The organism is Streptomyces sp. GLSS-08 (assembly GCF_056387915.1).
Map to the genome: position 1 here is coordinate 150,208 of NZ_JBWJAQ010000005.1, position 26,584 is coordinate 176,791.

Below are 26,584 nucleotides of genomic sequence, written 5' to 3' on the forward strand. Positions count from 1 at the left end.
CTCCGGGCGGTGCGGGACCTGTCGCCCGTCTTCCGGCATGCGGTAACTTTTTTCCGAAGTCATCGAGATCTCCGCCTCGCTGCCGAACGTGGACGCGGACACGGACACGGCGCTTCTGGAGCAGGCCCACCAGGTGTGCCCGTACTCGAAGGCCACCCGGGGCGACATCACCGTGACGCTCGTCTGACGGCGCCCGTCACGCACGACGCGGGCCGCACCCCCGACCGGGGCTGCGGCCCGCGTCATGCCCCCCGCTTCAGGACACCTGTTCCGCCGGGCCCGTCCGTAGCGCCCGGTAAGGTTCGGCCCATGGGTGATCTCGGGGCGGGCTTCAACTACTTGGCGCAGGGTCAGCGATGGGTCGCCAGGCACGGAAAACAGTACGGATTCGGACTGCTCCCGGGCCTGATCACCCTCGTGCTGTACGCGGCGGCCCTGACCGCCCTCGCCCTCTGGGGCCAGGACTTCACGACCTGGGCGACCCCGTTCGCGGACGACTGGAGCAGCCCCTGGCAGGGCCTCTTCCGCGGCTTCCTCACCGTCGTCCTCTTCGCCCTGGCCCTGGCCCTCTCCGTGCTCACCTTCACGGCGGTCACCCTGCTCGTCGGCCAGCCCTTCTACGAGTCCCTCTCGGAGCGGGTCGACCGGGACGTCTCCCCGGACGGCACCGCCCCCGAGTCGGGCCTGCCGCTCTGGCGCGAGCTGTGGATCTCGGGCCGGGACAGCCTCCGCATCCTCGTCCGGGCCCTCGTGTGGGGCGTCCTGCTCTTCGCCCTCGGCTTCGTCCCGGTCGCCGGCCAGACCGCGGTCCCGGTGATCGGGTTCTTCGTCACCGGCTTCTTCCTCACGGAGGAGCTCACGGGGGTGGCCCTCCAGCGCCGCCGCGTCGAGCTGCGGGACCGCCTCGCCCTGCTCCGCTCCCGCAAGGCCCTGGTCTGGGGCTTCGGCACCCCGCTGGCCGTCGCCTTCGTGGTCCCGTTCGTCGCCGTCTTCCTGATGCCGGGCGCGGTCGCGGGAGCCACGCTGATGGCCCGCGACCTGCTCGGCGAGCGGTCCGGGGAGCCCGAAGGCGAGGACACCGACGCCGACCGCGCCCGCCCGGGCGACGGACACCCCGGCACGCCGTACCCGGGCGACGGACACCCCGGCACGCCGTACCCGGGCGGCGGACACCCCGGCACGCCGTACCCGGGCGGCGGGAAGGGCGCCACCGCCTGACGGAGGTCCTCGCCGCGGCCGTCGTGACCGGCGTCGGCCCGCCGTCCGCCGCTCGCAGCGGGCCGGGTCTACCCCGCGTCGGCGGCCGCCCGCAGGATCGACCGGACCTGGGCGATGATGTCCAGCCGGTTCCGCACGAACCCGGGATCGGTGATCGCGCCGGCCGCCGGGTCCGTGTTGCCCGTGCCGAACTCCAGCACCGGCGTGTGCACATGGCCGCCCGGCAGTGAGGCGTGCAGCCCGAGCCGGTCGCGCAGCAGCGTCGCGCGGTAGGCGATCTCGTTGGAGAGGTAGTCGCCGCCGCCGCCGGCCCGGGCCGCCGAGCCCGGCGTCGGACCGGCGGGGCGCACGACCGGCTCCGTGCCGCCCGCCGGTATCTCCGTCACCGAGGTGTTGTCGTACACCGGGAAACGTCCGGTGTCCGCGGCCACGATCGACCCGTACGGCAGCGTCGTCGACGTCCACTGCGGCTGCGAGGCCGGGTCGCCGACCGGGACGGTCCCGGTGCGCGACACGTTCTCGTTGTCGGGGAAACCGCCCCGCCAGGCCCCGTTGGTCCGCTCCACGTCGAACCGCCCCACCCGGCCCTGGCTGACCGTCGTGAACAGGTCCACGCGGCCGAGCTGCGGGCGCAGCGTCCGCTCCACCGTCCCGTCGGTGAAGTCCTGCCAGCGGACGGGGAAGACCGCCGTCTCGACGCGGGCCGGGCCGTCGGCGGTCTCGATCGTCGTCCCGTCCAGGGCGAGCGCGCTCGCGCCCGAGGGATTGGAGATCCGCACGTCACGGTCCAGCGTGAACGGGTCGAACCCGGTGAGCAGGATCCGCTTCACGCCCCGGCCGTGCGGGTAGCGGACCGCGTTCTGCCCGCGCGAGCCTTCCTCCAACCTGGCCGACAGAAACCGCCGTTGGCCGTCCGTGAGCGCGAACCGGGGCTCCCAGGTGCGCACTTCGCGGGTCATCCCGAGCCGCGCCCAGTACAGCGGGCGGTCGTCGTCCCGGCTCAGGTCGCCGCCCGCGGGGCCGCGCCCCTGGGCCCGGTCCACGGCCCGCCGCCACAGCCGCCCACCCTCCCGCACGACGAGGCGCTCGGCCTGCGCGTACGAGCGCGCCGCGTCGAGGGACCGTCCGAACCGCGGGGCCACCGTGTCGAATCCGGACCGCCGCAGGATCTCCCGGGGCGCCGCCCTGTCGAGCCGCTGCTCCTCGACGGTGGCGCCCCCCGCCGCCGTGTCGGGCGCGGCCGCCGTCGCGGCCGGCGCGGCCGCGAGCCCCGCCACCAGGGCCAGTCCGAGTACACCGATGCGAACACGTGCGTGAGTCAAGGGAGTTCGTGCCTTCCGTCGCCGTGGGGTGCTCCGAACGGCCGCAGTATCGCGTGCCGCACGGGGCGCACGCCACGGTGCGTGGCCCCGGTGGGCGAGGCCGCAGGTCCGTGGCGTCCTGTGAAGGGTTCGTACGGGGTTCAGGCAGGCCGTTCCCTCACCGGCCGTCCGATGCGCACGATCGTCGAGGCGTGACCGCGGGACGCCCCTCAGCAGCCCCGGCCCGGAACCTGACGGCCGGGCCGGGGCTCGTCACGTGCCGGCCGTCCACGGCGCGAGGACGGGTCCTGGAGCGTGCACCTCCGGTGAAAACCCTGTGGAAGCGGTGTCGGTGGGGCCGCCTATGCTGCACCGGACGATCACGCGGGACCAGGGGAGGACACGGCATGTTGGGCAAGCTGTTCGGCAGGGACACCGAGAGACCGGCGGCGGATCCGTACGCGATTCCCGCCTCGCGCAGACAGAAGAACGGGATGTACAAGCTGCGCGCGCTCGGGGACACCCGGGTCCTCGCCCTGGTGGAGGCGGCGGACGCCGGTGACTGGGAGGCGGTCAAGGCGGCACTGGTCCCCTTCGACCTCGGCCGCGACCACCAGGTCCTCGGCGAACTGGCCGACCTGGACGGAGTGCAGGACTGGATCGGGCGGGCCGTCGAGGAGGACAAGGAGCACCGGGCGACGGCGCTGCTGATATCCGGGACGCGCCACGTCAGCTGGGGCTGGGAGGCACGCACCGCCGAGCGCGCCGTGAACGTCACGCAGGAGCAGTGGCGCGTCTTCCGCGAGCGGCTCCGCATCGCGGAGGAGCACCTGTTCGAGGCCGCCGAACTGCGGCCCGAATGGGTCACGCCGTGGCGCCGCCTGCTCACCTCCGGCCGCGGCATGTCGCTGGGATCCGCCGTCAACGAGGCCCGGCTCGACGCCGCCCTGCGCCGCGACCCGCTGGACCTGGACGTCCACGTCGAGTGGGTGTCGCAGTTGCAGCCCCGCTGGGGCGGCGAGCCGGGCCGGGCCCTGGCGTTCGCCCGCGACGCGCTCGCCCGCGCCCCGCAGGGACACCGGCTCGGCTGCGTGATCGCCATGGCGCACATCGAGGACTGGGTCGAGTCCGACCGCGGGGACTGTCTCGAGACCGCCGAGATCCAGGCCGAGCTGCGCAGCGCGGCCGACCACAGCATCCTGCACCCGTCGTACGCGCGCCGCCCCGGCTGGCAGCACGACTTCAACATGTTCGCCATGGCCCTGTCGCTGGCCGGTGAGCGCCACACCGTACGGCGCGTCTTCCAGGCACTCGACGGCGCCTACACCACCTGGCCGTGGACCTACTTCGCGGACCCCGAGAAGCAGTTCGCCCGCCGCCACCGCCGCGCCTGAGCGCCCGCCGGCCCCGGCCCCGGCCGCTTTGCGGAGCGCACGCCGACCGGGCCCGCCCGTCGCCGCGTGCCCGACCGCACGCCGGCCCCGGTACCGCCCCGCCACGCGCCCGAGCGCACGGCGGAACGCGGAGCACGGTCCCGCCGTCGCCGCCGTGCCCGGCGCCCCCGTCCCGGCCCGCCCGTCACCGCCGTGCCCGAGCGCACGCCGGGACCGGGCCTCGCCATCCGTCACCCCTCCCAGACCGGACTGCCCGATGACTCTGCCCGACACCGCCGCGAACCCGGCCGGCGCCGACCGCACCTTCCAGGTGGATCTGCGCGGCCTCGTCGACCTCCTCTCCCATCACCTCTACTCCAGCCCCCGCGTCTACCTGCGCGAACTCATGCAGAACGCGGTGGACGCGCTGACCGCCCGGCACCGCCTCGAACCTGACGCGGGCACCGACGCCTTCGGCATCCGCCTGTACGCCGACGGCTCGGCGGTACGCGTCGAGGACGACGGCGTCGGACTCACCGAGGCCGACGTGCACACCTTCCTCGCCACCATCGGCCGCAGCAGCAAGCGCACCGACCTGATCGCCGAGCAACGCGGCGACTTCATCGGCCAGTTCGGCATCGGCCTGCTCTCCTGCTTCCTGGTCGCGGACGAGATCCACGTCCTGAGCCGCTCCGCCCGCACCCCGGACGCGGTCGCCGTGGAGTGGCGGGGACGCGGCGACGGCAGCTACACCGTCCGCACCCTGCCCGCCTCCGCCCGCCCCCGGCCCGGCACCACGGTCACGCTGACACCCCGCGCCGACGCGGGCGAGTGGACCCGGCCGACGCAGGTGCAGGCGCTGGCCCGGCACTTCGGCTCGCTGCTGCGCCACCCGGTGACCTTCGACGACGGCACCGGCGGCCCGCCCGCCCGGGTCAACCCCGAGCCCGCGCCCTGGGTGAGCAGGCATCCCACACCGGGCGCCCGTGCCCGCGCGCTGGCCGCGTACGGCGAGGAGGTCCTCGGCTTCGCCCCGCTGGACACCATCGAGCTGGACCTGCCGGCCGTGGGTCTGAAGGGCATCGCCTGCGTCCTGCCCGAGACGGTGCCCGCCGGACGCCGCCACGGCCACCGCGTGCACGTCAAGGGCATGCTGCTGTCCGAACAGGCCGAGGAGATCCTGCCCGAGTGGGCGTTCTTCGTGCGCTGCGTCGTCGACGCCGAGAGCCTGCGCCCGACGGCGTCCCGCGAGTCCCTGTACGAGGACGACACCCTGGCCGCCGTCCGCGACGCCCTCGCCGAGCGGCTGCGCGCGTGGATCGCCCGGGCCGCCGCCAACGACCCGGACCTGCTCGCCCGCTTCCTCCAGGTCCACCACCTGGCCGTGAAGTCGCTCGCGGTGCACGACGACGAGATCCTGCGGATGCTGCTGCCCTGGCTGCCGTTCGAGACCACCGACGGGCACGCCACCCTCGACGAGTTCGCCCGCACCCACCGCACCGTGCTCGTGACGTCGAGCGTGGAGGAGTTCCGCCAGGTCGCCGCGATCGCCTCGGCGGCCGGACTCGGCGTCGTCAACGGCGGCTACACCTACGACCGCGAACTCGTGCACCGGCTGCCCGAGATCAACCCCGGTGCCACCGTCGCCGACCTCGACCCCGAGACCCTCACCGCCCACCTCGACCCCGTCGACCGGGAGACCGAACTCGCCGCCGCGGCCTACCTCGCCCAGGCCCGCGACGCCCTCGCCGTCTTCGACTGCGACGTCGCGCTGCGCACCTTCCAGCCGGCCTCCGCCCCCGCCCTCCTCGTCGACAGCCGCGAGGCCCGGCACGAACGCACCCGCTCCCAGCTCGCCCGCGAGCAGGAGGGCGGCCTGTGGGGCGACATCCTCGGCGCCCTGCGCCAGGAGGCCCCGCGCGCCCAGCTCATCCTCAACCAGCTCAACCCGCTGGTCCGCACCGCCGTCACCATCGACGAGCCCGAGCTGGCCCGCACCAGCGCCGAAGCCCTCTACGGCCAGGCCGCACTGCTGTCCCGGCGCCCCCTCAGACCCGCCGAATCGAGCCTGATCAACCGCTCCTTCCTCGACCTTCTCGCCCACGCCCTCCGCAAGGACAGCTGACGATGCCGACCGCACCCCATCCCCAGAACGCCGACGAGCTGTACCAGGCGCTCCAGGACAACGACCGGCGCCCCTACGGCCGCACTCGCACCGTCACCGCCGAGGAACTCGTCGAGGCTGCCGAGCAGTTCGAGGACCCCCTCGCGCTCGTCCGGGCACTCCTCGAACTCCAGGAGGCGTACACCTACGGCTCCGAACCCCGGAAGTCGCCCGTCGTCTTCGCCCGCCTGCTCACCCTCTTCGACGAGCAGCCCGACGTCTTCGACGAACGCCTGCGCCACCTGCTGTTCTGGCGGTTCAAGTGGGTGGCCGGCGCCCTGCGCGCGCTGCCCGAGATGCCGCTGGCCGGCCTGCGCCGGTGGCTGACGGAGATGCGCGACCGGTACGAGAAGGCCGGCCTCGACCTCCAGCCCTACTACGGACAGGCGTACCTGCTCGCCGCGCACCTCGGCGAGGACATCACCCCCGCCTACGAACTGTGGGCGGCCCGCGCCCGCTCCAGGCTCAGCGACTGCGAGGCCTGCGAGATCTGCGACCGTGCCCGGTACCACCTCCAGGCGGGCGACGACGAGCGCGCGCTGCGCACCTGGGAGCCCGTCCTCGCCGGAAAGGAATCCTGCCAGGAGGAGCCGGCCCGCTCCGTCTCGTACGCCCTGCTGCCCCTGCTGCGCACCGGCCGCACCGACCGGGCCGTCGCCCTGCACGTCGCCGGCCACCGCAGCTGCCGCCGCAACCCCTCGATGTCCGGCGAGATCGGCCGGCACCTGGAGTTCTGCGCGCTGACCGGCAACGAGGCCCGCGGCCTGGAACTCCTCGCCGAGAACCGGAACCTGTTCGACGAGGTGGACTCGCCGCTGGACCTGTTCGACTTCCTCACCGGCGTCGAGGTCCTCCTCCAGCGTGTCGAACTCCTCGGCCACGGTGAGCTGTCCGCCGCCGGCTACGCGGGCCGCACCTGGACCGTGACCGGCCTGCGCGCCGAGGTCCGCGGGCGCGCCGACGACCTCGCCGCCCGCTTCGACGCCCGCAACGGCACGACCGCCCACACCGACCGCCGCCGGGCCCGCCTCGACCGTGCACCGCTGCTGGACGCACTGGAACTGACCCTGCGCACCCGCAGCCTCGACGAGGTGGCCGCCCCCGTCGCCGCGCCCCCCGCCCGCCCGGCCGCAGGCCTCCCCGAGTCGCTGCCCGAACTCGTTTTCCGGGCACGGGCGCTGGACGAGCAGGGGCACCCCGACGCACAGGCCTGCTGGGCCCGGCTGCGCACGCTCGCGGCGGCCCGCGACTACACCCACCCCGACGACCCCGCGGTGGGCCCGCTGGTACGGCTGCGCGCGGACCTGCTCGCCGACGAGGCGAACCGGGCGGGCAACAAGGACGACTTCACCGTCTCCGTCGCCCTCCACGAGGAGGCCGCGGGCCTGTACGAAGACGCCGGGCAGCCGGGCCACGCGGCGCTCGCCCGCGCCTGCGCCCTGCTCGCCGCCGCCGAATCCCCCGCGGAGAGCGACGACGCGGCCGGGGGGAAGGCCGCGGCGCTGACCGCCGCCCACGCGTCCCTGGTCCGCCTGCACGAGGAGACGGCCGGTCTCGCCCCGCACCAGGAGGCCCGGCTGCTGCGGCTGCGGGCGACCGCGCTCGGCCTGCGGCTTCAGGCGTCGGGGCAGGAGGAGCACGTCGCGCCGGCGCACGCCGAGGTGGACCTGCTGGAGGCGTTCGCCGCCCGGCACGACATCGCCGCGCAGATCTCCGGCGCGCAGACGCTGCGGGCCAGCACCCACGCGATCCGCGGCGACCTGCCCGCCGCCGTCACCGCACTCGACGGCCTCCTGCACCGGCTGCGGGACCACGGCCCCGCCTGGCACCTGCCCCGCACGCTCGCCCTGCGAGGCCGGCTCCGGCTCGGCCTCCAGGACCCGCGCGCGGCGCACGACGACCTGGCCGAGGGCCTGCGACTGGCCGCCGACTGGCCCGCCGACGTGGCCGGCACCGCCCGCCTCCACGCGGATCTGGCCGAGGTCTGCATGCACCTGGGCCGTCCCGACGAGGCACTGCGGCACCTGACGCGCTCCGCGGAGCTCGACCTTCGCGGCGGCAGCCGGACCGACGCGTTCTGCACCTACAGCAACGCGGCCCAGCTCAGCCTCGACCTCGGCCGGGTCGAAGACTGCATCGCCCTGCTCGACTCCCTGCTGGCCGAACCGGACGTCACCGCCGGCAGGCTGGACGACCGGCTCGTCGCCCAGCTGCGGCTGACCCGCGCCCGCGCACTGCACGTGGGGGAGGACCTCAAGGCCGCCACGGCGGAGTTCGTCGCCCTCGCGGCGGAGTCGGCCGCCTGGGACGACGACCCGGGCAGCCACGCCATGATCGCCGCCGAGACGGCCGTCCTGCTCGGCGAGTCCGGGGAGTTCGGACGCGCCCGCGAGGCCATGGACCAGGCACTCGCCGCCCACGCCCGGGACCCCCGTCACGAGCAGCTCAGCAACTGCCTGCGCGAACTCGCCCGCCACCAGGCGCAGCAGCGGGGCCCCGACGGCCTGGCAGGCGCCCTCGCCCTGCTCGCCGACGCCGGCCGCGTCGCCGACGAGGCCCGCGCCATCGGGTACGAAACCCACGGCCGCTCCCTGGACAGCGCCCTGGCCTACGAACACGGGCGGGTCAACGCCTACGCCGGTGAGTACGAGGACGCCCTGGCCGCCCTGGAGCGCGCTCTCGCCCTGGTCGGCGAGCCGGGTCCCGAGCAGGACCGGGCCGGCGAGTGGGCCGAGTGCGTCCGCCTCGCGGGTGCCGTGGAGGGCATCTACCTGGAGCGCACCGCTCCCGCCCTCGCCCGTCTCGACGCGGCGGTGTCCCGCCTGACCACCCTCGGGCACACCGCCGAGAGCGAGCCGCTGAGCTCGCTGGCGGCCCGGCTGCGCGACGAGGAGTGATCCGGGCGCGGTGCCGGGGCGACACCCCGCCCCGGCACCGCCCGCATTCCTAGTCCCGCACGGAGAACCGGTACACCGTCTCCGACCGGTACACCTCGCCCGGCCGCAGTTCCGTGCTGGGGAACTCGGGCCGGTTGGGGGAGTCCGGGAAGTGCTGGGTCTCCAGCGCGATGCCGTCGCCCGGTGCGAACGGCAGCGAGGCCTCGAGGTGGTCCGCCGTGTAGAGCTGGAGCCCGGGCTCCGTGGTCGCCACGGACAACAGCCGTCCGGACAACGGGTCGTACAGCTCGGCCACCTCCACCGGGGTCTCGCTCTCGCCCTTGTCGAGCACGAAGTTGTGGTCGTAGCCGGCGCCGACCCTGCGCGCCGCACGGAAGTCGAAGCGTGTCCCGGCCACCGGCGCGAACTCCCCGGTCGGAATCAGGTCCGCGTCCACCGGCGTCAACCGCGAGGCGTCGAGGCGCAGTTCGTGCCCGCCCGCGTTCCCCGAACCGGTCAGGTTGAAGTACGTGTGGTTCGTCAGGTTCACCACGGTCGGGGCGTCCGTGACGGCCTCGTAGGCGATCCGCAGCGCGCCGTCCTCGTCCAGCGTGCAGGTCGCCGACAGCTCCAGACGGCCGGGGAAGCCCTCCTCGCCGTCCGGGCTCACCCGCGACAGACGCACCCCGTGGGCAACCGCCTGCGCGTCCCACACCCGCTTGTCGAAGCCGTGCTCACCGCCGTGCAGCGAGTTGGGCCCGTTGTTCCGCGCCAGTTGGTGGGTCCGCCCGTCGAGCGGGAAGCTGCCGCCCGCGATCCGGTTCGCGTACCGCCCGACCAGCGCCCCGAAGTAGGGCTCCGGGTGGGCCAGGTAGCCGCCGAGTTCCGGGAATCCCAGGACCACGTCCACGGTCCGCCCGTCCCGGTCCGGGACCTCGGCCGACTGCACGATTCCGCCGTACGTCAGGACGCGCACCCGCACTCCCGAGCGCTCCAGCGTCCAGCGGTGGACCGGGGTGCCGTCGGGGAGGGTGCCGAAGAGTTCGTCAGGCATGATCGAGACCCTACGCCGCGAACGAGCCGGGCACCCGCCCGCGTACCCCGTCCGTCACGCGGCCGGCTTCTTCGCCGTCACCGTCCGGTACGCGATCTCCGCGATCCGCGCCTGGCCGTCGCGGCTCGGGTGGAACCAGTCCCAGTGGCTCAACTGCGCCGTTCCGAAGCGGTAGTCGAAGACCGCGCCCCCGTCGAAGCGGCACCGCCGGTCCTTGGCGCAGACCTCCTCCAGGACCGTGTTGTACGCCTCCACCCGGTTCTGGACCTTGGCGCGCCGCTGGGTCGCCGCCGCGTCCAGGGCGTCCGCGTCCCCCAGCATCGAGGGGCAGATGCCCAGCTTCCAGACCTGCTTGCCCAGCGCGTTGCCGCGGCCCTGGGACCACAGCCGCTTCAGGTCCGGCACGCTCGACACGTAGACCTGGGCCTTGGGCAGGGACGCGCGCAGCGTCCGGATCGCGTCCTGGAACTCGGCCCGGAAGTCCGCCACCGGCGTCATCGCCGAGACGCTCGCGCGGCAGGCGTCGTTGGCGCCCGCCATCACCGTCACCAGCTCCGGCTTCCGCTCCGCCGCCCGGGCCATCTGCGCAGGCAGGTCCGCCATCCGCGCTCCGGTCACCGCGTAGTTCCAGCTCCGGTCGGCGGCCCCTGACCTGCCCAGCAGCCGTACCGCGAGGCTGTTCACCCGGGCGTCGCTGCCGGTCGCCCACGACACCTCCGGGCAGTCGGACAGCACCGAACACGCGTCGAAGCCCCGCGTGATGGAGTCGCCCACCGCGACCAGGGACGCCGGGCTGCGGTCCCACGCGGGCGTCGGCTTCGGGGACGGGCGGCCCTTCGCGGAGGCACCCCCGGGGGCGGCCGCGTCGCCACCGGAGGCGTCGCAGCCCGCGACGGCCAGGACGGTCGCCGCCGCGACGGCGAGGACGGCCCGTGAACGGTGGCTCCGCTCGCGCATCCCCACTTCCCCTCGTTCGTCGTGCACCCTCGGTCGGCACCGCGTCCCCGTGAGCGGCCGTGCCCCGTCCCGGGCGGCCCGAGAGCCCGCGGCCGGGACGGCGGCACACGTCCCGGCGGGTGAAACCTCGGTGTTTCTCCCCGCTGGGACCGACGGTACGTCACACTCCTTGCGCCGCCGCACGGTAGCCTCGCCCCGTGGCCGCCCTGCCACTGCCGTTCCGCCAAGTTACAAGATGTCCCGCTCTGCCCGGAGGTCCCGGTGACGACACGTGGAGTTCTGTACGTGCACTCCGCGCCGCGCGCGCTGTGCCCGCACGTCGAGTGGGCAGTCGCGGGCGTGCTCGGTACGCGCGTCGGCCTCGACTGGATCCGGCAGCCGGCCGCGCCCGGCACCTGGCGGTCCGAGTTCTCCTGGAAGGCCGAGGCGGGCACCGCCTCCCAGCTCGCCTCCGCGCTGCGCGGCTGGCATCTGCTGCGCTTCGAGGTCACCGCCGAGCCCTGCCCCACCGCCGAGGGCGAGCGCTACAGCTGCACCCCCGACCTGGGCATCTTCCACGCCGTCACCGGCATCCACGGCGACATCCTGATCCCCGAGGACCGGCTGCGCGCCGCGCTGGTCCGCTCCCAGCGCGGCGAGACCGAGCTGGAGGGCGAACTCGCCAAGCTCCTCGGCAAGCCCTGGGACGACGAGCTGGAGCCCTTCCGGTACGCCGGCGAGGGCGCCCCCGTCCGCTGGCTCCACCAGGTCGTCTGATACACCGTCACGGACACGGGAGGGGCCCCCGCCCAAGGCGGGGGCCCCTCCCGTGTGTACGCCCGTACGGCCGGTTCCCGACGCCGTACGGCCTGTTCTAGACGGTCCGGAACGCCAGCACCACGTTGTGGCCGCCGAAGCCGAACGAGTCGTTCAGCGCGGCGATACGGCCCTCGACGGGGAGCTTGCGTGCCTCGCCACGGACGATGTCGGCGTTGGCCTCGGCCTCCGGGTCGAGGTTCTCCACGTTGATGGTCGGCGGGGCGATCCGGTGGTACAGGGCGAGGACCGAGGCGACGGACTCGACGCCGCCGGCGCCGCCGAGCAGGTGCCCGGTCATCGACTTGGTCGCGGAGACCGCCATGTGGTCGGCGTCGTCGCCGAACACCTTGCGCAGCGCCTTCAGTTCGGCCACGTCACCGGCAGGCGTCGAGGTGGCGTGCGCGTTGACGTGCACGATCTCCGCCGGGTCCAGGTCGGTGTTGTCGAGCAGGTTCTGCAGGGCGTGCGAGATGCCGCGGCCCTCGGGCTCCGGCTGCACGATGTCGTGGGCGTCGGCCGAGATGCCCTGGCCGACCGCCTCCGCGTACACCCGGGCGCCGCGCGCGGCGGCGTGCTCGGCCGACTCCAGGACGAGGACGCCGGCGCCCTCGCCGAGGACGAAGCCGTCGCGGCCTACGTCGTAGGGACGCGAGGCGCCCTGCGGGTCGTCGTTGTTCTTGGACATCGCCATCATGTTGCCGAAGGCGGCGATGGGCAGCGGGTGGATGGCCGCCTCGGTGCCGCCGGCGACGACGACGTCGGCGCGGCCGGTACGGATCATCTCGATCGCGTAGCCGATCGCCTCGGCGCCCGACGCACAGGCGGAGACCGGGGTGTGCACGCCGGCGCGGGCGCCCACGGCGAGGCCCACGTTGGCGGACGGTCCGTTGGGCATCAGCATGGGGACGGTGTGCGGGGAGACGCGGCGTACGCCCTTCTCCTTGAGCACGTCGTACTGGTCGAGCAGGGTGGTCACGCCACCGATGCCGGAGGCGATGACCGCGCCCAGCCGGTCGGGGTCGACGGCGGTGTCCTCACCGGCCTTGCCGGTGAAGCCCGCGTCGGCCCAGGCCTCCTTGGCCGCGATCAGCGCGAACTGCGCCGAGCGGTCGAGACGGCGGGCCTGCGGGCGGGGGATGACCTCGCCCGGTTCCACGGCGATCTGCGCAGCGATGCGGACCGCCTGATCGGCGGCCCACTCCTGCTCCAGGGGACCGACGCCGGAACGTCCGGCGACGAGGCCCTCCCAGGTAGAGGCTGCGTCGCCACCCAGCGGTGTGGTTGCGCCGATACCGGTGACGACCACGGTGCGATTGGTCGGGCTCACGGGAATTCTTTCTCCAACGGATACGAGGATTCAGCGGCGCCACCGCCGGGTGGCGGGGCAGTCAGCCCAGGGGACCGGGTGATCAGGCCTGGTGCTTCAGGATGTAGTCGGCGGCGTCACCGACGGTCTTCAGGTTCTTGACGTCGTCGTCGGGGATCTTGACGTCGAAACGCTCTTCGGCGGCGACGACGACCTCGACCATGGACAGCGAGTCGACGTCCAGGTCGTCGGTGAAGGACTTGTCCAGCTGGACGTCCTCGGTGGGGATCCCGGCGATCTCGTTGACGATCTCGGCGAGACCTTCGACGATCTCTTCCAGAGTGGCGGCCATGTCAGGCGCTCCTTCGGTATGTATCCAGAGGGTGTGGCGGTACTCCGGCCGGAGACGATCCGGACGGTGTGCCTAGGGGAGGGTAACGACCGTGGCGGCGTAGACCAGACCCGCCCCGAAGCCGATGACGAGCGCGGTGTCGCCGCTCTTCGCCTCGCCGGTCGCCAGAAGCCGCTCCATAGCGAGCGGAATCGAGGCGGCCGACGTGTTGCCGGTGGTGCGTACGTCGCGGGCGACCGTGACGTGCGCCGGCAGTTTGAGGGTCTTCACCATCGAGTCGATGATCCGCTCGTTGGCCTGGTGCGGAATGAAGACGTCCAGGTCGGCCGGGGCGATCCCGGCCGCGTCCAGCGCCTGCTGGGCGACCTTCGCCATCTCGAACACGGCCCAGCGGAACACCGCCTGGCCCTCCTGCGTGATGGCGGGGAACTTGATCTGGCCCTTGGAGTCGAGCGGCAGGCTGGACGCGTCTCCCGTGTGGAAGCGGTCCCAGGGCACGGTCTGCTTGATCGTGCCGGCCTTGTCGCCCTCGGAACCCCAGACGGTGGGGCCGATGTGCGGCTCCTCGGACGGGCCCACGACGACCGCGCCCGCGCCGTCACCGAACAGGAACGCCGTCGCGCGGTCCTCCAGGTCGGTCAGGTCGGACAGTCGCTCCACGCCGATGACCAGCACGTACTCCGCGGAACCCTCGACGATCATGCCCTTGGCGAGGGTGAGCCCGTAGCCGAAGCCCGCGCAGCCCGCCGAGATGTCGAAGGCCGCCGCCTTCGCCGTGCCCAGCTTGTCGGCGATCTCGGTCGCGATGGCCGGGGTCTGGCTGAAGTGCGAGACGGTGGAGACCACCACGGCGCCGATCTGCTCGGCGGAGATCCCCGCGTCCGCGATCGCCTTGCCGGACGCCTCGATCGACATCGCGGCGACCGTCTCCTCGTCGGAGGCCCAGTGCCGGGTCTCGATGCCGGAGCGCGAGCGGATCCAGTCGTCGGACGAGTCGATCGTCTCGAGGATCACCTCGTTGGGCACGACCCGTACCGGACGGTAGCCGCCCACGCCGAGGATCCGCGCGTACGGTGCGCCCTTTCCTGCCTTGATCTTCGACATGCTCTCCGAGCTCCTTTAGGCCGCGCTGTGCTCGGCGATGAGCTCGCGAGCCGCGTCGAGGTCGTCGGGTGTCTTCAGCGCCAGCGTCCTGACGCCGGGCAGCGCGCGCTTGGCCAGGCCGGTGAGCGTGCCGCCGGGGCACAGCTCGACCAGCGCGGTCGCACCTAGCTCCTTGAAGGTCTCCATGCACAGGTCCCAGCGGACCGGGTTGGCGACCTGGCCGACGAGACGCGAGACGACCTCGTCACCGGTGGCGACGGACCGGCCGTCCCTGTTCGACACGTACGTGACCTCCGGGTCGGCCGGGGTCAGGTCCGCGGCGGCCTTCGCGAGCACGTCGACGGCGGGCGCCATGTGGTGCGTGTGGAACGCGCCGGCGACCTTCAGCGCGATCACCTTGCGCACGCCTTCGGGCTTGTCGGCCTCCAGGGCGGCCAGCTGCTCCAGCGTACCGGCGGCGACGATCTGGCCCGCGCCGTTCATGTTCGCCGGGGTCAGGCCGAGCTTCTCCAGGTGCGGCACGGTCGTCTCCGGGTCGCCGCCGAGCAGGGCGGACATGCCGGTCCGCGTGACGGCGGCGGCCTCGGCCATCGCCAGGCCCCGCTTGCGGACGAGCCGGAGCGCCTCGGTCTCCGCGAACACACCGGCCACCGCGGCGGCGGTGATCTCACCGACGCTGTGGCCCGCGACGGCCCCGGGGGCCACGTCGCCGAGAGCGGACGCGGACAGCAGTCCGGCCGCGACGAGCAGGGGCTGCGCAACGGCCGTGTCGCGGATCTCGTCCGCGTCGGCCTTCGTGCCGTAGTGGGCGAGGTCGAGCCCGATGGCGTCCGACCACGCGGCGATGCGGTCGGCGGCACCGGGGAGGTCGAGCCAGGGAGTCAGGAAGCCGGGCGTCTGGGCGCCCTGGCCGGGAGCGACGAGTACGAGCACTCTCACACTCTCTCTTGTGGACGGCCACGGCCGCCCGTGAGGACAAGGACGAAGAACAGGAGGGGGAATTGTGGACCCCCGACAAAAGCCTAGGCCTGAGGATCTCCATCGGCCAGACGCCCCAGGATCAGGGCGATGCGCAGTGTGAAGGCGGAGCGTACATCGGAGGGCGACCAGCCGGTGACGTCAGTCACACGTCGGAGCCGGTAGCGCACGGTGTTGGGATGCACGAAGAGCATCCGGGCCGCGCCCTCGAGACTGCTCGCCTGCTCCAGATACACGCTCAGCGTTTCCAGGAGCGCGGATCCGGCCTCCTCCAGCGGTCTGTAGATCTCCTCCACCAGCTGCTCGCGGGCCGAGGGATCCCCGGCCATCGCGCGCTCCGGCAGCAGATCGTCCGCCAGGACCGGCCGCGGGGCGTCCTGCCAGGCGAAACAGGCCTTCAGACCGGCCGCAGCGGCCTGCGCGGACCGGGTCGCGGCCAGCAGGTCGGGCACGATCGGGCCCGCGACGACGGATCCCGCCGCGTACGGACCGATCAGCGACTTGGCGACGGCGAGCGGGTTGTCGCTGCCGCCGGCGATCACGACGAGCCTGTCACCGAGCACTCCGGTGAGCACCTGGAGCTTGGCGTGCCGGGCCGCCCGCCGGATCGCCTCGACCGTCAGCTCGCTGTCGCCGTCGGGCGCCGTACCCAGCACCACACAGACGTGTTCGGGCGAGTTCCAGCCGAGCGCGGCGGCGCGGGAGACCGCACCCTCGTCGGCCTCGCCGGACAGCACGGCGTTGACCACGAGCGACTCCAGCCGCGCGTCCCAGGCGCCCCGGGCCTCCGCCGCCTGGGCGTACACCTGTGCGGTGGCGAAGGCGATCTCGCGGGCGTAGACGAGGAGCGCCTCGCGCAGAACGGATTCGTCTCCGGGCGCCGCGACCTCGTCGATCGCGCTCTCCATGACCTCGATGGTGGTCCGCACCATCTCGACGGTCTGGCGCAGGGTGATCGCCCGGGTCAGCTCGCGGGGAGCGGTGCCGAAGACGTCGGTGGAGATGGCCTGGGGGGCGTCGGGACGCCGGAACCACTCGGTGAAGGCGGCGATTCCCGCCTGTGCGACCAGCCCGATCCACGACCGGTTCTCCGGCGGCATGGCCCGGTACCACGGCAGCGTCTCGTCCATGCGCGCGATGGCCTGCGCCGCGAGACTCCCGGACGACTTCTCCAGCCGCCTCAGGGTCGCGGAGTGCGTGTGGGGTGCGCGCGCTGCGGGTTCGGTGTTGCTGGTTTCGGGTTCGGGCACGGGACAAGACTGCCTCATCCGGACGTGAGTGCGCCGCGCCGGGTCCCGGTGCCCCGGCCCCGCGGGGCTACCGTGGGCTCCGTGATGGACGTACGGCGCGCCGACGAGCGCTACCGCGGAGGGGACCCGGCGGCCGGGATCTCCTCCCTGCACGCCTTCTCCTTCGGCCCCCACTACGACCCCGACAACCTCCGCTTCGGCCCGCTCATCGCCTGCAACGAGGAGCGGCTCGCGCCCGGCGCCGGCTTCGACGAACACCCGCACAGCCACACCGAGATCGTCACCTGGGTGATCGAGGGCGAACTGACGCACCGCGACTCCGCGGGACACGAGTCGCGGGTCCGCGCCGGCGACGTGCAGCGCCTCAGCTCGGCGGGCGGTGTCCGTCACGTGGAACGCAACGACGGCCTGACGCCGCTGACCTTCGTCCAGATGTGGCTGGCCCCGCTGGAACCGGGCGGCGACCCCGCCTACGAGATCGTCCACGGCATCGCTGACTCCACGCCGTACGCGGTCCCCGAGGCCGGGGCCATGCTCCACGTGCGCCGCCTGACCGCGAGCGAGCGCACCGCGATCCCGGACGCGCCGTTCGTGTACGTCCACGTCGTGCGCGGCGAAGTCCGGCTGGACGGCCTGGAGCTGGAGACCGGCGACGCGGCCCGCCTCACCGACGCGAAGAACCTGGAAGCCATAGCGGGCTCCCCGGCGGAACTCCTCATCTGGGAGATGACGACGGCCTGAGCACGGGGCACCGGGCTGGGAATCAGCCCCTCCGGTGTTTGAGGAGCGGGGCCCGGGGCGGCGGCCCCGAGTCGGGACGGCCAGGGGCGCAGGGGGCGGGGAAGCCTCCCGACGGGCCTCAGCCGGCAAGCTCCGTGAGCACCGCGTCGGTGAAGGGCGGCCACACCTCGGCCGCCCAGGGCCCGAACGCCCGGTCCGTGAGGGCCACACACGCGACCCCCGCGACGGGGTCGACCCACAGGAACGTACCCGACTGCCCGAAGTGCCCGTAGGTCCCCGCCGAGGACGAAGTACCCGTCCAGTGCGGCGACTTGGAGTCACGGATCTCGAACCCGAGCCCCCAGTCGTTCGGGTTCTGGTGCCCGTACCCCGGCAGCACACCCTTCGTGCCGGGGAACTGCACGGACATGGCCTCCGCGACGGTCCGCGGATCGAGCAGCCGCGGCGCCTGCACCTCGGCCGCGAACCGCACGAGGTCGTCCACCGTGGACACCCCGTCCTTCGCGGGCGACCCGTCGAGCGTGGTCGACGTCATGCCGAGCGGCTCCAGGACCCCCTGGCGCAGATACTCCGCGAAGGGGATCCCGGTCGCCTTCGCGATGTGGTCCCCGAGCACCTCGAAGCCGGCGTTGGAGTACAGCCGCCGCTCCCCGGGCGCGGACATCACCCGGTGCTCGTCGAAGGCGAGCCCGGAGGTGTGCGCGAGGAGATGGCGGACTGTCGAGCCCTGCGGCCCGGCCGGCTCGTCGAGCTCGACCGCCCCCTCCTCGTACGCGACGAGGACGGCGTACGCGGCGAGCGGCTTGGTGACCGAGGCCAGCGCGAAACGCTGCCCTCCGGGACCGTGCGCCCCCAGCACCGTGCCGTCCGCGCGGACGACGGCCGCCGCGGCCGTGGGAACGGGCCAGTTCTCGATCAACGCCAGGCTCTGCAAGGACATGCCCACGAGACTAGGCGCCGCGCAGCTCCAGCCGCATCGAGGGGTCGGGCTTGCGCACGAAGCCGAGCGAGGCGTACGGCGGCTCGGCCTCGGCGGACGCGTTCAGGCCGACCTGGGGGACGCCCCGCCCGCGGACCAGTGGCCGGCCGCGCCGTGCGGATTGCCCGCGCGCCCGATCCGGTACCCGACCGTCCCGGCGACCAGCGCGGCGGGTGATCCGCACGCCGGACACCCCGACGGCGTGGCGTCGCCGGAATTTCAGCGGGACGCACTTGCTTGAAGTGCACTCCAGGGTTTTAGCGTGGAGGCATGACGGTGATGGAGACCACGGCCGACACCGGTGCCGGCAGCGGCACGGACGCCTGCGCCTCGGCGCCGGAGCGCCACCCCCGCCCGGACGGCCGGGACAACTACACGATCAGCGAGGTCGTCGCCTTCACCGGCCTGACCGCGCACACCCTGCGCTGGTACGAGCGGATCGGGCTGATGTCCCACATCGACCGCTCGCACACCGGCCAGCGCCGCTACAGCAACCGCGACCTGGACTGGCTGAACCTCGTCGGGAAGCTGCGGCTGACCGGCATGCCGGTCGCCGACATGGTGCGGTACGCGGAGCTGGTGCGCGCGGGCGACCACACCTACGGCGAGCGGTTCGAGCTGCTGGAGGCGACCCGCAGGGACGTGCGGGCGCGGATCGCCGAGCTGCAGGACACCCTCGCCGTGCTCGACCACAAGATCAGTTTCTATGCGGACGCCGGGCGTGCCCCGGCGTCGGAGAGGTCCCGATGACGGACAGCACGATCGCGAAGGCGGAGCTCGGCACCGGCGGCCCGGAGGTCGGCGTGCAGGGCCTCGGCTGCATGGGCATGAGCTTCGCGTACGGCCCGACGGACGCCGGTGAGGCGCGGGCCACCCTGGAGCGCGCCCTGGAACTCGGCGTGACGCTCTACGACACCGCGGACGCCTACGGAGCGGGCGACAACGAGGAGTTCCTCTCGCCGTTCTTCAAGGCGCACCGGGACGAGGTCGTCATCGCGACGAAGTTCGCCCTGTCGATCCCGCCGGACGAGCCCACGAAGCGGGTCATCCGCAACGACACGCCCTACATCCGCCAGGCGGTGGAGGCCAGCCTCAGGCGCCTCGACGTCGACGTGATCGACCTCTACTACATGCACCGGCGGGACCCCGGCGTCCCGATCGAGGAGTCCGTCGGGACCATGGCCGAACTGGTGCGCGAGGGCAAGGTCAGGCACCTCGGGCTGAGCGAGGTCACCGGAAGCGAACTGCGCACCGCGCAGGGCGTGCACCCGATCGCGGCCGTGCAGTCGGAGTGGTCGCTGTTCAGCCGGGACATCGAGGCGGGCGTGGTCCCCGCGGCGCTGGAACTCGGCGTGGCGCTCGTGCCGTACTCGCCGCTCGGCCGCGGCTTCCTCACCGGCTCCTTCGCGAACGCGGAGAAGGACCTGACCGCGGACGACTTCCGGCGCCACCAGCCCCGCTTCACCGGCGAGAACGCGGCAGCCAACGCCGCGCTGCTGGAGCCGGTGCGCGCCGTGGCCGACGCCCACGGCGCCTCGCCGGCCCAGATCGCGCTGGCCTGGGTGCAGCAGCGGGCCGCCGTGCACGGACTGACCGTCGTCCCGATCCCCGGCACCCGCAAGCGCACCCGCGTCGAGGAGAACGCCGCGGCCACCCGCATCGTCCTCACCGACGAGGAACTCGCGCTGCTGGAGCCGATCGCCGCCCAGGTGTCCGGCGACCGCTACGCGGACATGACGTTCACGTCCGCGGGCCGCGAGTAGCGCGCCGCGGGCCCCGTGCGGGCGGGCCCTACAGCTCCGCCAGCAGCTGCGCCTTCTTCGCCGTGAACTCCTCGTCCGTCACCAGACCCGCCCGGTGCAGCTCGCCGAGGTGACGGATGCGGTCGGCGACGTCGGCGGGGTCGCGGTGGGGCGCGGACACCGCGACCGGGGCCGGCGGCCCGGCGGCGCGTACGGCGGCCAGCACCGAGGCCGCGAACGGCAGCGACTCGTGCACCGGACCGTAGCCGAGGCCGAAGACGACGGCCGCCGGATCCTGGTCGGCCTGCGCGGGCTGCGGGGTGGCCGGCTCGCGGTGCAGGAGCCGCAGGTGGCCCTCGAAGATCTCGGGGGAGCGCCACTCGACCCCGCTGAGGGCGGCGACCGGGAAACTCTGGTCGCCGGCCTTCCACTTGGCGGAGGAGGCGCCGGTCCAGAACCACCGGAACGACACCTGCCGGCCGTCGAAGGACGCCTTCGCGTCGTACGCCTTGAAGTGCCGGGGCGCCTCGGGCGGCTCCACGAGGAAGCGCTCGGCGGGAGAGACGTCCGCTCCAACCCGTGCGCGCAGCTCGTCCGCGTAGTACTCGGCGAGCGTCTCGCGCTCGGCGGGCAGCACCAGCCGGTAGGGGTCGCAGGCTTCCTTCAGCTGACCGTCGGCCGCCGCCATCAGGGGATCGGCGCCCGGTCTCGGTACGGCGTGCAGGACCACCGTTCCCCGCTTCCCGGGAGTGAGGGTCACGGCCGCGAGCGCCTCCAGGGGGACCCGGCGTTCGCCGAGCGCCTGGAACAGCTTCGGCGTACGGATCCCCCGCTCGAAGCGGATGAGCACGGAGTCGGACTCGAACTCCCAGGCGGCATGAAATCCGGCCAGTACGTCACCCATGCGGCACATCGTATGCGGCAGGCGTCCCCGCGTCGCCTCCCCGGACCGACCGCAGTTCCTCGCTCGCTACGCGCGTCCGGCCGCCGTCGCGGCGGACAAACCCTTCCCGCACACGTCGTCCTTGCGGGCGCAGCGCACCGCGCGGTACGCGCCGACGCCGATCTCGGCGAAGTTGCGCAGGCTCCCGGTGCCGGGCTCGAAATAGCCGCCGTGTCCCTGCGCGCCGTCCGCGGAGAGGACCCGCGCCCCGAAGCCGGCGGAGACCGGGTCGGCGCCGTGTCCGAGCCCGCCGACCTCCAGGTGCGGCACGTCCCGGATCCAGTCGTCGGCGTCGCGCATCGCCCAGACCCGGGCGGTGGTGCCCAGCCGGCCGGCGTTCTCGGCGCGCATGCCGGGGCTGCCGGCGACGGCGAGGTCGGCGACCCGCCCGGGCAGTTCGTGCGCGGCGATCCCGCAGAGCACCGAGCCGTAGCTGTGGCAGTACAGCGCGACGGGCGCCTCGCCGGGCAGTGCGCGCAGCAGCCGGTTCAGCCGGACCGCGCCGTCCTCGGCGCGCATGGCCGTGGCGGCGTCCATGCCGAGTCCGCTCGGTGCCGTGTAGTCGGCCCAGGCGATGACGGCCGTACGCGTCCTCGGAGCCGTCGCGCGCTCGGCCCGGTACAGGGCGCGCGCCATGCCGACCGGCGCCGAGTACTTGCGGAAGGTGCGCTGGAAGGTGAGGAGGTCCGTGTCGACGCCGGGCACCACGACCGAGATCCGCTCGGCTCGGGTCAGGTTGCCGAAGACCTCCGCGATCCGGCCCGAGCCCCCGGGATCGAAGGCCAGGATCTGCCGCCTGCGCTTCAGCAGGGCCTCGTAGCGGTGCATGCGGCGGCCCGCCTGCTGCTGTCCCGCGGACGAGAGGCGGTTGTCGCGCATGCGGGTGCGTTCGACCCTGCGCTGCTGCCCGAGCGCGAGCCGGTTGGCCCGGTAACGCAGCCGCACGGGCGCGCCGTTCATGTTGCCGACCGCCAGCGGATAGCGGTGGGCGAGACGGGTGCGCTGGTGGGCGTCGAGCGAGGCGAAGAAGCGGGCGAGGCGGCCCGGCGCCAAGTCGGGGTCCGGCAACCGGTGCCCGTCCAGGCGCCCGTGCTCCCACTTCGAGCGCGACGCTTCGAGCGGCGACTGCCCCCGGTGGCTGTGCACGGCGGTCCATCCGGTGGTCGCCAGCATCACGAACACCACGGCCAGCGCGAGCAGTGCGCGCGAGGCGTTGAGTTGGGGGGAGGAGCCGAAGGAAGTCACTGGAAGGACACACTAGGAGAACGGGAGTGTCTCGCGTTAACCGAGTGGCGCAGATCACGTTTCCTGTGCGGTAATCGGGTCATGGGGGGCCCGGTTCGCGTCAAACCTTCACCCTCCGTATCCGTGCACCCGCCGTACCGGGATGCATTGTGACGTTGCGTTAGGCGATCGTCACGTGTCTCGGAGCGTGTGTCCCGGTTCCGCCGGCTCGTTTCCCGTGCGCCAGGTCCGCGCCAGCGCGGGCTCCAGGTGGTCGAGGTAGGAGGCGGTCAGCTCGCGGATCGCCTCGACGCTGATGTCCTCGCCGGCGCCCCACTGCCTCCCGGTCACCCGCATCACCCCGCCGAACACAGCCACCGCGACACGCGGCCGCGGGTCCGCGTCCACGTCGAGACCCTCCCGGGCCGCGATCACCCGGGCCAGCTCCTCCTCCACCTCGGCGGACCGGCGCAGATGCGCGGCGAGCAGGGCGGGTGTCGACTCGATCAGCTGGAAGGTCCGCATGTGCAGTTCGAGCGGGACGACCTGCGCGATCGCCTCACCGATGGTGTCCCAGCCCTCCAGCACGGCCCGGCGCAGCGCCTCCAGCGGGGCCTCCTGGGGCGGCCGTCCGCGCAGCGCCTCGACGAAGTGCGCCTCCGTCATCTCCTGGACGGCGAAGGCGGCCTCCTCCTTGCCGGCGAAGTAGCGGAAGAACGTGCGCTGGGAGACGTCGACGGCCTCGGCGATCTCGTCGACCGTCGTCCGCTCGTACCCCTGGGTCGTGAACAGTTCGAGAGCGGCTCGCAGCAGCGCGTCCCGGGTGCGCCGCTTCTTGCGCTCGCGCAGTCCCGGCCGTGACGCCGTGTCCATAGGGTTCCCCGTTCCGTGCTGCCGCCGTGCCGGGCGTGCGCCGGGCGACGTGACAGTTACCGACTAGTGAATTGGTTTGTCAACTGTCAGCGACTGTCACTAACCTCGAACGTATGACTAGTCAGACCACCGTCGACGCGACGGGCCCGGCCGACAAGGCCCCGGCCACCCCGTCCGGACCGAGCCCCGCGAAGGGGTTGCGTGGCCATCCCTGGCTGACGCTGATCAGCGTCGCGATCGGCGTCATGATGGTCGCCCTGGACGGCACCATCGTCGCCATCGCGAACCCGGCCATCGCCAAGGACCTCGGCGCCAGCTTCGCCGACGTCCAGTGGATCACCAACGCGTACTTCCTCGCCCTCGCGGTCACCCTGATCACCGCGGGCAAGCTCGGCGACCGGTTCGGGCACCGGCAGACCTTCCTGATCGGCGTGGTCGGCTTCGCCGCCGCGTCCGGGGCCATCGGCCTGTCCGACAGCATCGCGCTGGTGGTCACCTTCCGTGTCCTGCAGGGCCTGTTCGGCGCGCTGCTGATGCCGGCCGCGCTCGGTCTGCTGCGGGCCACCTTCCCGGCCGAGAAGCTGAACATGGCCATCGGTATCTGGGGCATGGTGATCGGCGCGTCCACCGCGGGCGGCCCGATCCTCGGCGGTCTGCTCGTGCAGCACGTCAGCTGGCAGTCGGTGTTCTTCATCAACGTGCCGGTCGGCGTCCTCGCGCTGGCGCTCGGCGCCCTCATCCTGACCGACCACCGCGCCGAGAACGCGCCGCGCTCCTTCGACATCCTCGGCATAGCCCTGCTCTCGGGCGCCATGTTCTGCCTGGTCTGGGCCCTCATCAAGGCCCCCGCCTGGGGCTGGGGCGACGGCCTCACCTGGACCTTCCTCGGGGCCTCGGTGCTCGGCTTCGCCCTCTTCGCGCTCTGGGAGACCAAGGTCCGCGAGCCGCTGGTCCCCCTCGCCCTCTTCCGCTCCGTGCCGCTGTCGGCCGGCGTGGTGCTCATGGTCCTGATGGCCATCGCCTTCCTGGGCGGACTGTTCTTCGTCACCTTCTACCTGCAGAACGTGCACGGCATGAGCCCGGTCGACGCGGGTCTGCACCTGCTGCCGCTCACCGGAATGATGATCGTGGGCTCGCCGCTGGCCGGCGTGCTCATCACCAGGACCGGTCCGCGCCTCCCGCTGGCGGGCGGCATGGCGCTCACCGCGATCTCCATGTACGGCATGTCCACGCTGGACACGGACACCGGCAGCGCCGTCATGTCGCTCTGGTTCGCCGGACTCGGCCTCGGACTCGCCCCGGTCATGGTCGGTGCCACCGAAGTCATCGTGGGCAACGCGCCGATGGAGCTCTCCGGGGTCGCCGGCGGCCTCCAGCAGGCGGCGATGCAGATCGGCGGCAGCCTCGGTACGGCGGTCCTCGGGGCGGTGATGGCCTCCAAGGTCGACAACGACCTCGCGGGCAACTGGGCCGACGCCAAGCTGCCGCCGCTCACCGGGACGCAGCTGGACCAGGCCTCGCAGGTGGTCCAGCAGGGTGCCGCGCCGGTACCCGAGGGCACACCCGCCGGGATCGCCGAGAAGATCACGAGCGTCGCCCACGACACCTTCATCTCCGGCATGAGCCTGGCGTGTCTCGTCGCCGCCGGGGTCGCGCTCGTGGCCGTCTTCGTCGCGCTCCTCACCAGGCGCGGCGTCAACGCGGAAGCGGCGGGCCCGGGAGCCGGACACATCTAGGGCACACCCGGCGGGGTCCTGACGGCGATTCAGGGGTGACGGAGCGGACGAGGGCCGCCCCGTCACCCCCTTTTTCACCCATACGGGTGACGAGGCTCAAGATCCCTCCCCGCCGGATCGCGGCGCAGGTCACAGTGGGTCACGTCCTCCGCACGACATGGAGGGCGGTGGAAGCCGCGGTGCGCCGCCGGAGGGGGGCGGCGCACCGGCAGGTCTACCGCAGGACGACGGGGGTATCCGCACATCGCACCGGAACTGGCCGGCAAGGCCTCGGAGTTCAGGAGTTGATGATGGCGGGCTTCGGAAACGGCACGCGCAGGCACCCCCGTTCACGTGGCCGGACGTGGTCACGGACCGGGCCGGATCGCGCGACGCTGGGCATCATCGGAGTCGTCTGCGCGGTCGTCGGGTTCTTCGAGCTGGGGATCATCCTCGGCCCGGTGGCGATGGTCTGCGGCTGGCTGGCGATGGGACGCAGCTGGGCCGGGCCCCGTCCCCTCACGGCGCTGATCGCCCTCGTGCTGGGCGCGATCGAGACGCTCCTCGCCCTCATCTGGCTCGTCGACTCGGCAGGCGCAGGAAACGGCCTGCTCTGACCGCCGGGCCCCGGCCCCACCGCTGCGGGCAGGTGCCCGGTGCCGGGTACCCGGCACCGGGCACCTGCGCAAGCCCGGCCCGACGACGCCCCAGCGGGAGCCGTCGGGCCGCGGGGCGCCCCCGGTGAGGTGGAAGGCCCAGGCCCGCCCCGCCCGCACCTACACCGGACGCGACGGCTCGGCAGGCACGGGCGCCGGACGGACGGCCCCCGACAGGTCCGCGACCTGGGCCCGCAGCGCCCGTACCTCCTCCGTGAGCGCCTCGATCGCGGCCGTCTGCCGGCGCTCCTCCACATCGTCCTTCTCGAAGCGCGCGATGAACCACGCCGCAATGTTCGCCGTCACCACACCGAGCAGCGCGATGCCGGACAGCATCAGGCCGACCGCGAGCACGCGGCCCAGACCGGTGGTCGGGGCGTGATCCCCGTACCCCACGGTCGTCATCGTGGTGAACGACCACCACACCGCGTCGCCCAGCGTTCTGATGTTCCCGTGCGGTGAGTCCCGCTCCACCGACAGCACGGCGAGCGAACCGAACATCAGCAGCCCGACGACCGTGCCCACGACGTACGTCGTCAGCCGGATCTGCGACGCCATCCGCGCCCGCCGCCCCACCAGCATCAACGTCGACACCAGCCGCAGCAGCCGCAGCGGCTGGAACATCGGCAGGATCACCGCGCCGAGGTCCAGCCAGTGGCCGCGCACGAACCCCCGCCGGTCCGGCGCCAGCGCGAGCCGGACGAGATAGTCGCCGGCGAACGCGCCCCACACGACCCACTCCACCACCGTGCAGGTGACCGCCATCGAGTGGCTGACGCTGCTGTCCACGATCGGCACGGCGTAAGCGAGGGCGAACGCCAGCGCGAGCGCGAGCAACGGCCCCTGAGTACGCCGCTCCCAGCGGACCTGCGCCGTTTCTTGCTTCATGCCAGCATCGTAGGAGCCCGCGTCATGCGGACGTTCGAGCGACGGTCCCGGAGGGCAGGCTGTGAGCTGCACACGGTTGAGGGGCGGATGTG

At 73.1% G+C, this 26,584-nt stretch carries 23 protein-coding genes and 2 pseudogenes; 11 read left to right on the plus strand and 14 right to left on the minus strand.

Annotated features, from left to right (window positions below; genetic code table 11):
- Positions 1-49: 49 nt before the first annotated feature.
- Both AC0ZLC_RS10950 and AC0ZLC_RS10955 read left to right on the plus strand, forming a co-directional pair.
- A pseudogene (locus AC0ZLC_RS10950) lies at positions 50-187 on the plus strand (organic hydroperoxide resistance protein); the annotation flags it as partial.
- A gap of 122 nt (positions 188-309) precedes the next feature.
- A complete protein-coding gene (locus tag AC0ZLC_RS10955; RefSeq protein ID WP_476751715.1) occupies positions 310-1,218 on the plus strand; it encodes an EI24 domain-containing protein in 909 nt (302 codons plus the stop codon).
- A gap of 68 nt (positions 1,219-1,286) precedes the next feature.
- Here AC0ZLC_RS10955 and AC0ZLC_RS10960 read toward each other — a convergent pair whose 3' ends face one another.
- Positions 1,287-2,540 (minus strand): pyroglutamyl-peptidase I, encoded by a 1,254-nt coding sequence (locus AC0ZLC_RS10960; RefSeq protein ID WP_476751716.1) that lies wholly within the window; start codon positions 2,538-2,540, stop codon positions 1,287-1,289.
- 386 nt (positions 2,541-2,926) lie between these two features.
- On the opposite strand from AC0ZLC_RS10960, the gene AC0ZLC_RS10965 reads away from it, so the two are divergent.
- From AC0ZLC_RS10965 to AC0ZLC_RS10975, 3 genes are all read left to right on the plus strand, one after another.
- Complete coding sequence (locus tag AC0ZLC_RS10965) at positions 2,927-3,913, plus strand: hypothetical protein (RefSeq protein ID WP_476751717.1); 987 nt, start codon at positions 2,927-2,929, stop codon at positions 3,911-3,913.
- 256 nt (positions 3,914-4,169) lie between these two features.
- Positions 4,170-6,017: an HSP90 family protein gene (locus tag AC0ZLC_RS10970; protein WP_476751718.1), complete on the plus strand. Its 1,848-nt coding sequence runs from the start codon at positions 4,170-4,172 to the stop codon at positions 6,015-6,017.
- Between the two features lie 2 nt (positions 6,018-6,019).
- The gene (locus AC0ZLC_RS10975) at positions 6,020-8,953 is read left to right on the plus strand and encodes a hypothetical protein (RefSeq protein WP_476751719.1); all 2,934 of its coding nucleotides are present in this window, start codon (positions 6,020-6,022) and stop codon (positions 8,951-8,953) included.
- A 49-nt stretch (positions 8,954-9,002) separates the two neighbouring features.
- On the opposite strand, the gene AC0ZLC_RS10980 is transcribed toward AC0ZLC_RS10975, so the two are convergent.
- Both AC0ZLC_RS10980 and AC0ZLC_RS10985 read right to left on the minus strand, forming a co-directional pair.
- Positions 9,003-9,986 carry an aldose epimerase family protein gene (locus AC0ZLC_RS10980; RefSeq protein WP_476751720.1) on the minus strand — a complete coding sequence of 328 codons (984 nt, stop codon included), beginning with the start codon at positions 9,984-9,986 and terminating at the stop codon, positions 9,003-9,005.
- 54 nt (positions 9,987-10,040) lie between these two features.
- Entirely contained in the window at positions 10,041-10,943 is a 903-nt protein-coding gene (locus AC0ZLC_RS10985) for an SGNH/GDSL hydrolase family protein (RefSeq protein ID WP_476751721.1), read from the minus strand.
- Between the two features lie 261 nt (positions 10,944-11,204).
- Between AC0ZLC_RS10985 and AC0ZLC_RS10990 the strand changes: the two genes are divergently transcribed.
- Positions 11,205-11,699, plus strand: coding sequence for a DUF3145 domain-containing protein (locus AC0ZLC_RS10990; protein WP_476751722.1), 495 nt, complete (start codon positions 11,205-11,207; stop codon positions 11,697-11,699).
- Between the two features lie 97 nt (positions 11,700-11,796).
- Here the strand turns inward: AC0ZLC_RS10990 and fabF are convergent, their stop codons facing one another.
- The 5 genes from fabF to AC0ZLC_RS11015 all read right to left on the minus strand — a co-directional run bounded on the left by fabF (position 11,797) and on the right by AC0ZLC_RS11015 (position 16,731).
- Positions 11,797-13,068, minus strand: a complete 1,272-nt coding sequence (fabF, locus tag AC0ZLC_RS10995) for a beta-ketoacyl-ACP synthase II (RefSeq protein WP_476751723.1) — start codon at positions 13,066-13,068, stop codon at positions 11,797-11,799.
- Between the two features lie 82 nt (positions 13,069-13,150).
- Positions 13,151-13,399 (minus strand): acyl carrier protein, encoded by a 249-nt coding sequence (locus tag AC0ZLC_RS11000; protein WP_358854313.1) that lies wholly within the window; start codon positions 13,397-13,399, stop codon positions 13,151-13,153.
- Between the two features lie 72 nt (positions 13,400-13,471).
- Positions 13,472-14,503 carry a beta-ketoacyl-ACP synthase 3 gene (locus tag AC0ZLC_RS11005; RefSeq protein ID WP_476751724.1) on the minus strand — a complete coding sequence of 344 codons (1,032 nt, stop codon included), beginning with the start codon at positions 14,501-14,503 and terminating at the stop codon, positions 13,472-13,474.
- A 15-nt stretch (positions 14,504-14,518) separates the two neighbouring features.
- Positions 14,519-15,436, minus strand: coding sequence for an ACP S-malonyltransferase (locus AC0ZLC_RS11010; protein ID WP_476751725.1), 918 nt, complete (start codon positions 15,434-15,436; stop codon positions 14,519-14,521).
- An 89-nt stretch (positions 15,437-15,525) separates the two neighbouring features.
- Positions 15,526-16,731, minus strand: coding sequence for a PucR family transcriptional regulator (locus tag AC0ZLC_RS11015; protein ID WP_476751726.1), 1,206 nt, complete (start codon positions 16,729-16,731; stop codon positions 15,526-15,528).
- Between the two features lie 84 nt (positions 16,732-16,815).
- On the opposite strand from AC0ZLC_RS11015, the gene AC0ZLC_RS11020 reads away from it, so the two are divergent.
- Positions 16,816-17,472, plus strand: coding sequence for a pirin family protein (locus tag AC0ZLC_RS11020; RefSeq protein ID WP_476751924.1), 657 nt, complete (start codon positions 16,816-16,818; stop codon positions 17,470-17,472).
- 118 nt (positions 17,473-17,590) lie between these two features.
- Here the strand turns inward: AC0ZLC_RS11020 and AC0ZLC_RS11025 are convergent, their stop codons facing one another.
- Both AC0ZLC_RS11025 and AC0ZLC_RS11030 read right to left on the minus strand, forming a co-directional pair.
- On the minus strand, positions 17,591-18,412 hold the full coding sequence (locus AC0ZLC_RS11025) for a serine hydrolase domain-containing protein (RefSeq protein WP_476751727.1): 822 nt from the start codon (positions 18,410-18,412) through the stop codon (positions 17,591-17,593).
- Positions 18,413-18,422: 10 nt separating this feature from the next.
- Positions 18,423-18,631 (minus strand): annotated as a pseudogene (locus AC0ZLC_RS11030) (GNAT family N-acetyltransferase); the annotation flags it as partial.
- A gap of 90 nt (positions 18,632-18,721) precedes the next feature.
- Between AC0ZLC_RS11030 and AC0ZLC_RS11035 the strand changes: the two are divergent.
- Positions 18,722-19,201 (plus strand): MerR family transcriptional regulator, encoded by a 480-nt coding sequence (locus tag AC0ZLC_RS11035; protein ID WP_476751728.1) that lies wholly within the window; start codon positions 18,722-18,724, stop codon positions 19,199-19,201.
- Positions 19,198-20,214, plus strand: coding sequence for an aldo/keto reductase (locus AC0ZLC_RS11040; protein WP_476751729.1), 1,017 nt, complete (start codon positions 19,198-19,200; stop codon positions 20,212-20,214). Before AC0ZLC_RS11035 ends, AC0ZLC_RS11040 begins: the two co-directional genes overlap by 4 nt.
- Positions 20,215-20,242: 28 nt before the next feature.
- Here AC0ZLC_RS11040 and AC0ZLC_RS11045 read toward each other — a convergent pair whose 3' ends face one another.
- The 3 genes from AC0ZLC_RS11045 to AC0ZLC_RS11055 form a co-directional block, all read right to left on the minus strand.
- On the minus strand, positions 20,243-21,097 hold the full coding sequence (locus AC0ZLC_RS11045; protein ID WP_476751730.1) for a DUF4429 domain-containing protein: 855 nt from the start codon (positions 21,095-21,097) through the stop codon (positions 20,243-20,245).
- Positions 21,098-21,163: 66 nt separating this feature from the next.
- The gene (locus AC0ZLC_RS11050; protein WP_476751731.1) at positions 21,164-22,381 is read right to left on the minus strand and encodes an alpha/beta hydrolase; all 1,218 of its coding nucleotides are present in this window, start codon (positions 22,379-22,381) and stop codon (positions 21,164-21,166) included.
- Between the two features lie 171 nt (positions 22,382-22,552).
- Positions 22,553-23,233: a TetR family transcriptional regulator gene (locus AC0ZLC_RS11055; RefSeq protein WP_476751732.1), complete on the minus strand. Its 681-nt coding sequence runs from the start codon at positions 23,231-23,233 to the stop codon at positions 22,553-22,555.
- Positions 23,234-23,346: 113 nt separating this feature from the next.
- Between AC0ZLC_RS11055 and AC0ZLC_RS11060 the strand changes: the two genes are divergently transcribed.
- Both AC0ZLC_RS11060 and AC0ZLC_RS11065 read left to right on the plus strand, forming a co-directional pair.
- Positions 23,347-24,969, plus strand: coding sequence for an MFS transporter (locus tag AC0ZLC_RS11060; RefSeq protein ID WP_476751733.1), 1,623 nt, complete (start codon positions 23,347-23,349; stop codon positions 24,967-24,969).
- Positions 24,970-25,256: 287 nt separating this feature from the next.
- On the plus strand, positions 25,257-25,565 hold the full coding sequence (locus AC0ZLC_RS11065; RefSeq protein WP_476751734.1) for a small hydrophobic protein: 309 nt from the start codon (positions 25,257-25,259) through the stop codon (positions 25,563-25,565).
- Between the two features lie 159 nt (positions 25,566-25,724).
- On the opposite strand, the gene AC0ZLC_RS11070 is transcribed toward AC0ZLC_RS11065, so the two are convergent.
- Positions 25,725-26,492, minus strand: a complete 768-nt coding sequence (locus AC0ZLC_RS11070; RefSeq protein ID WP_476751735.1) for a potassium channel family protein — start codon at positions 26,490-26,492, stop codon at positions 25,725-25,727.
- Between the last annotated feature and the right edge of the window lie 92 nt (positions 26,493-26,584).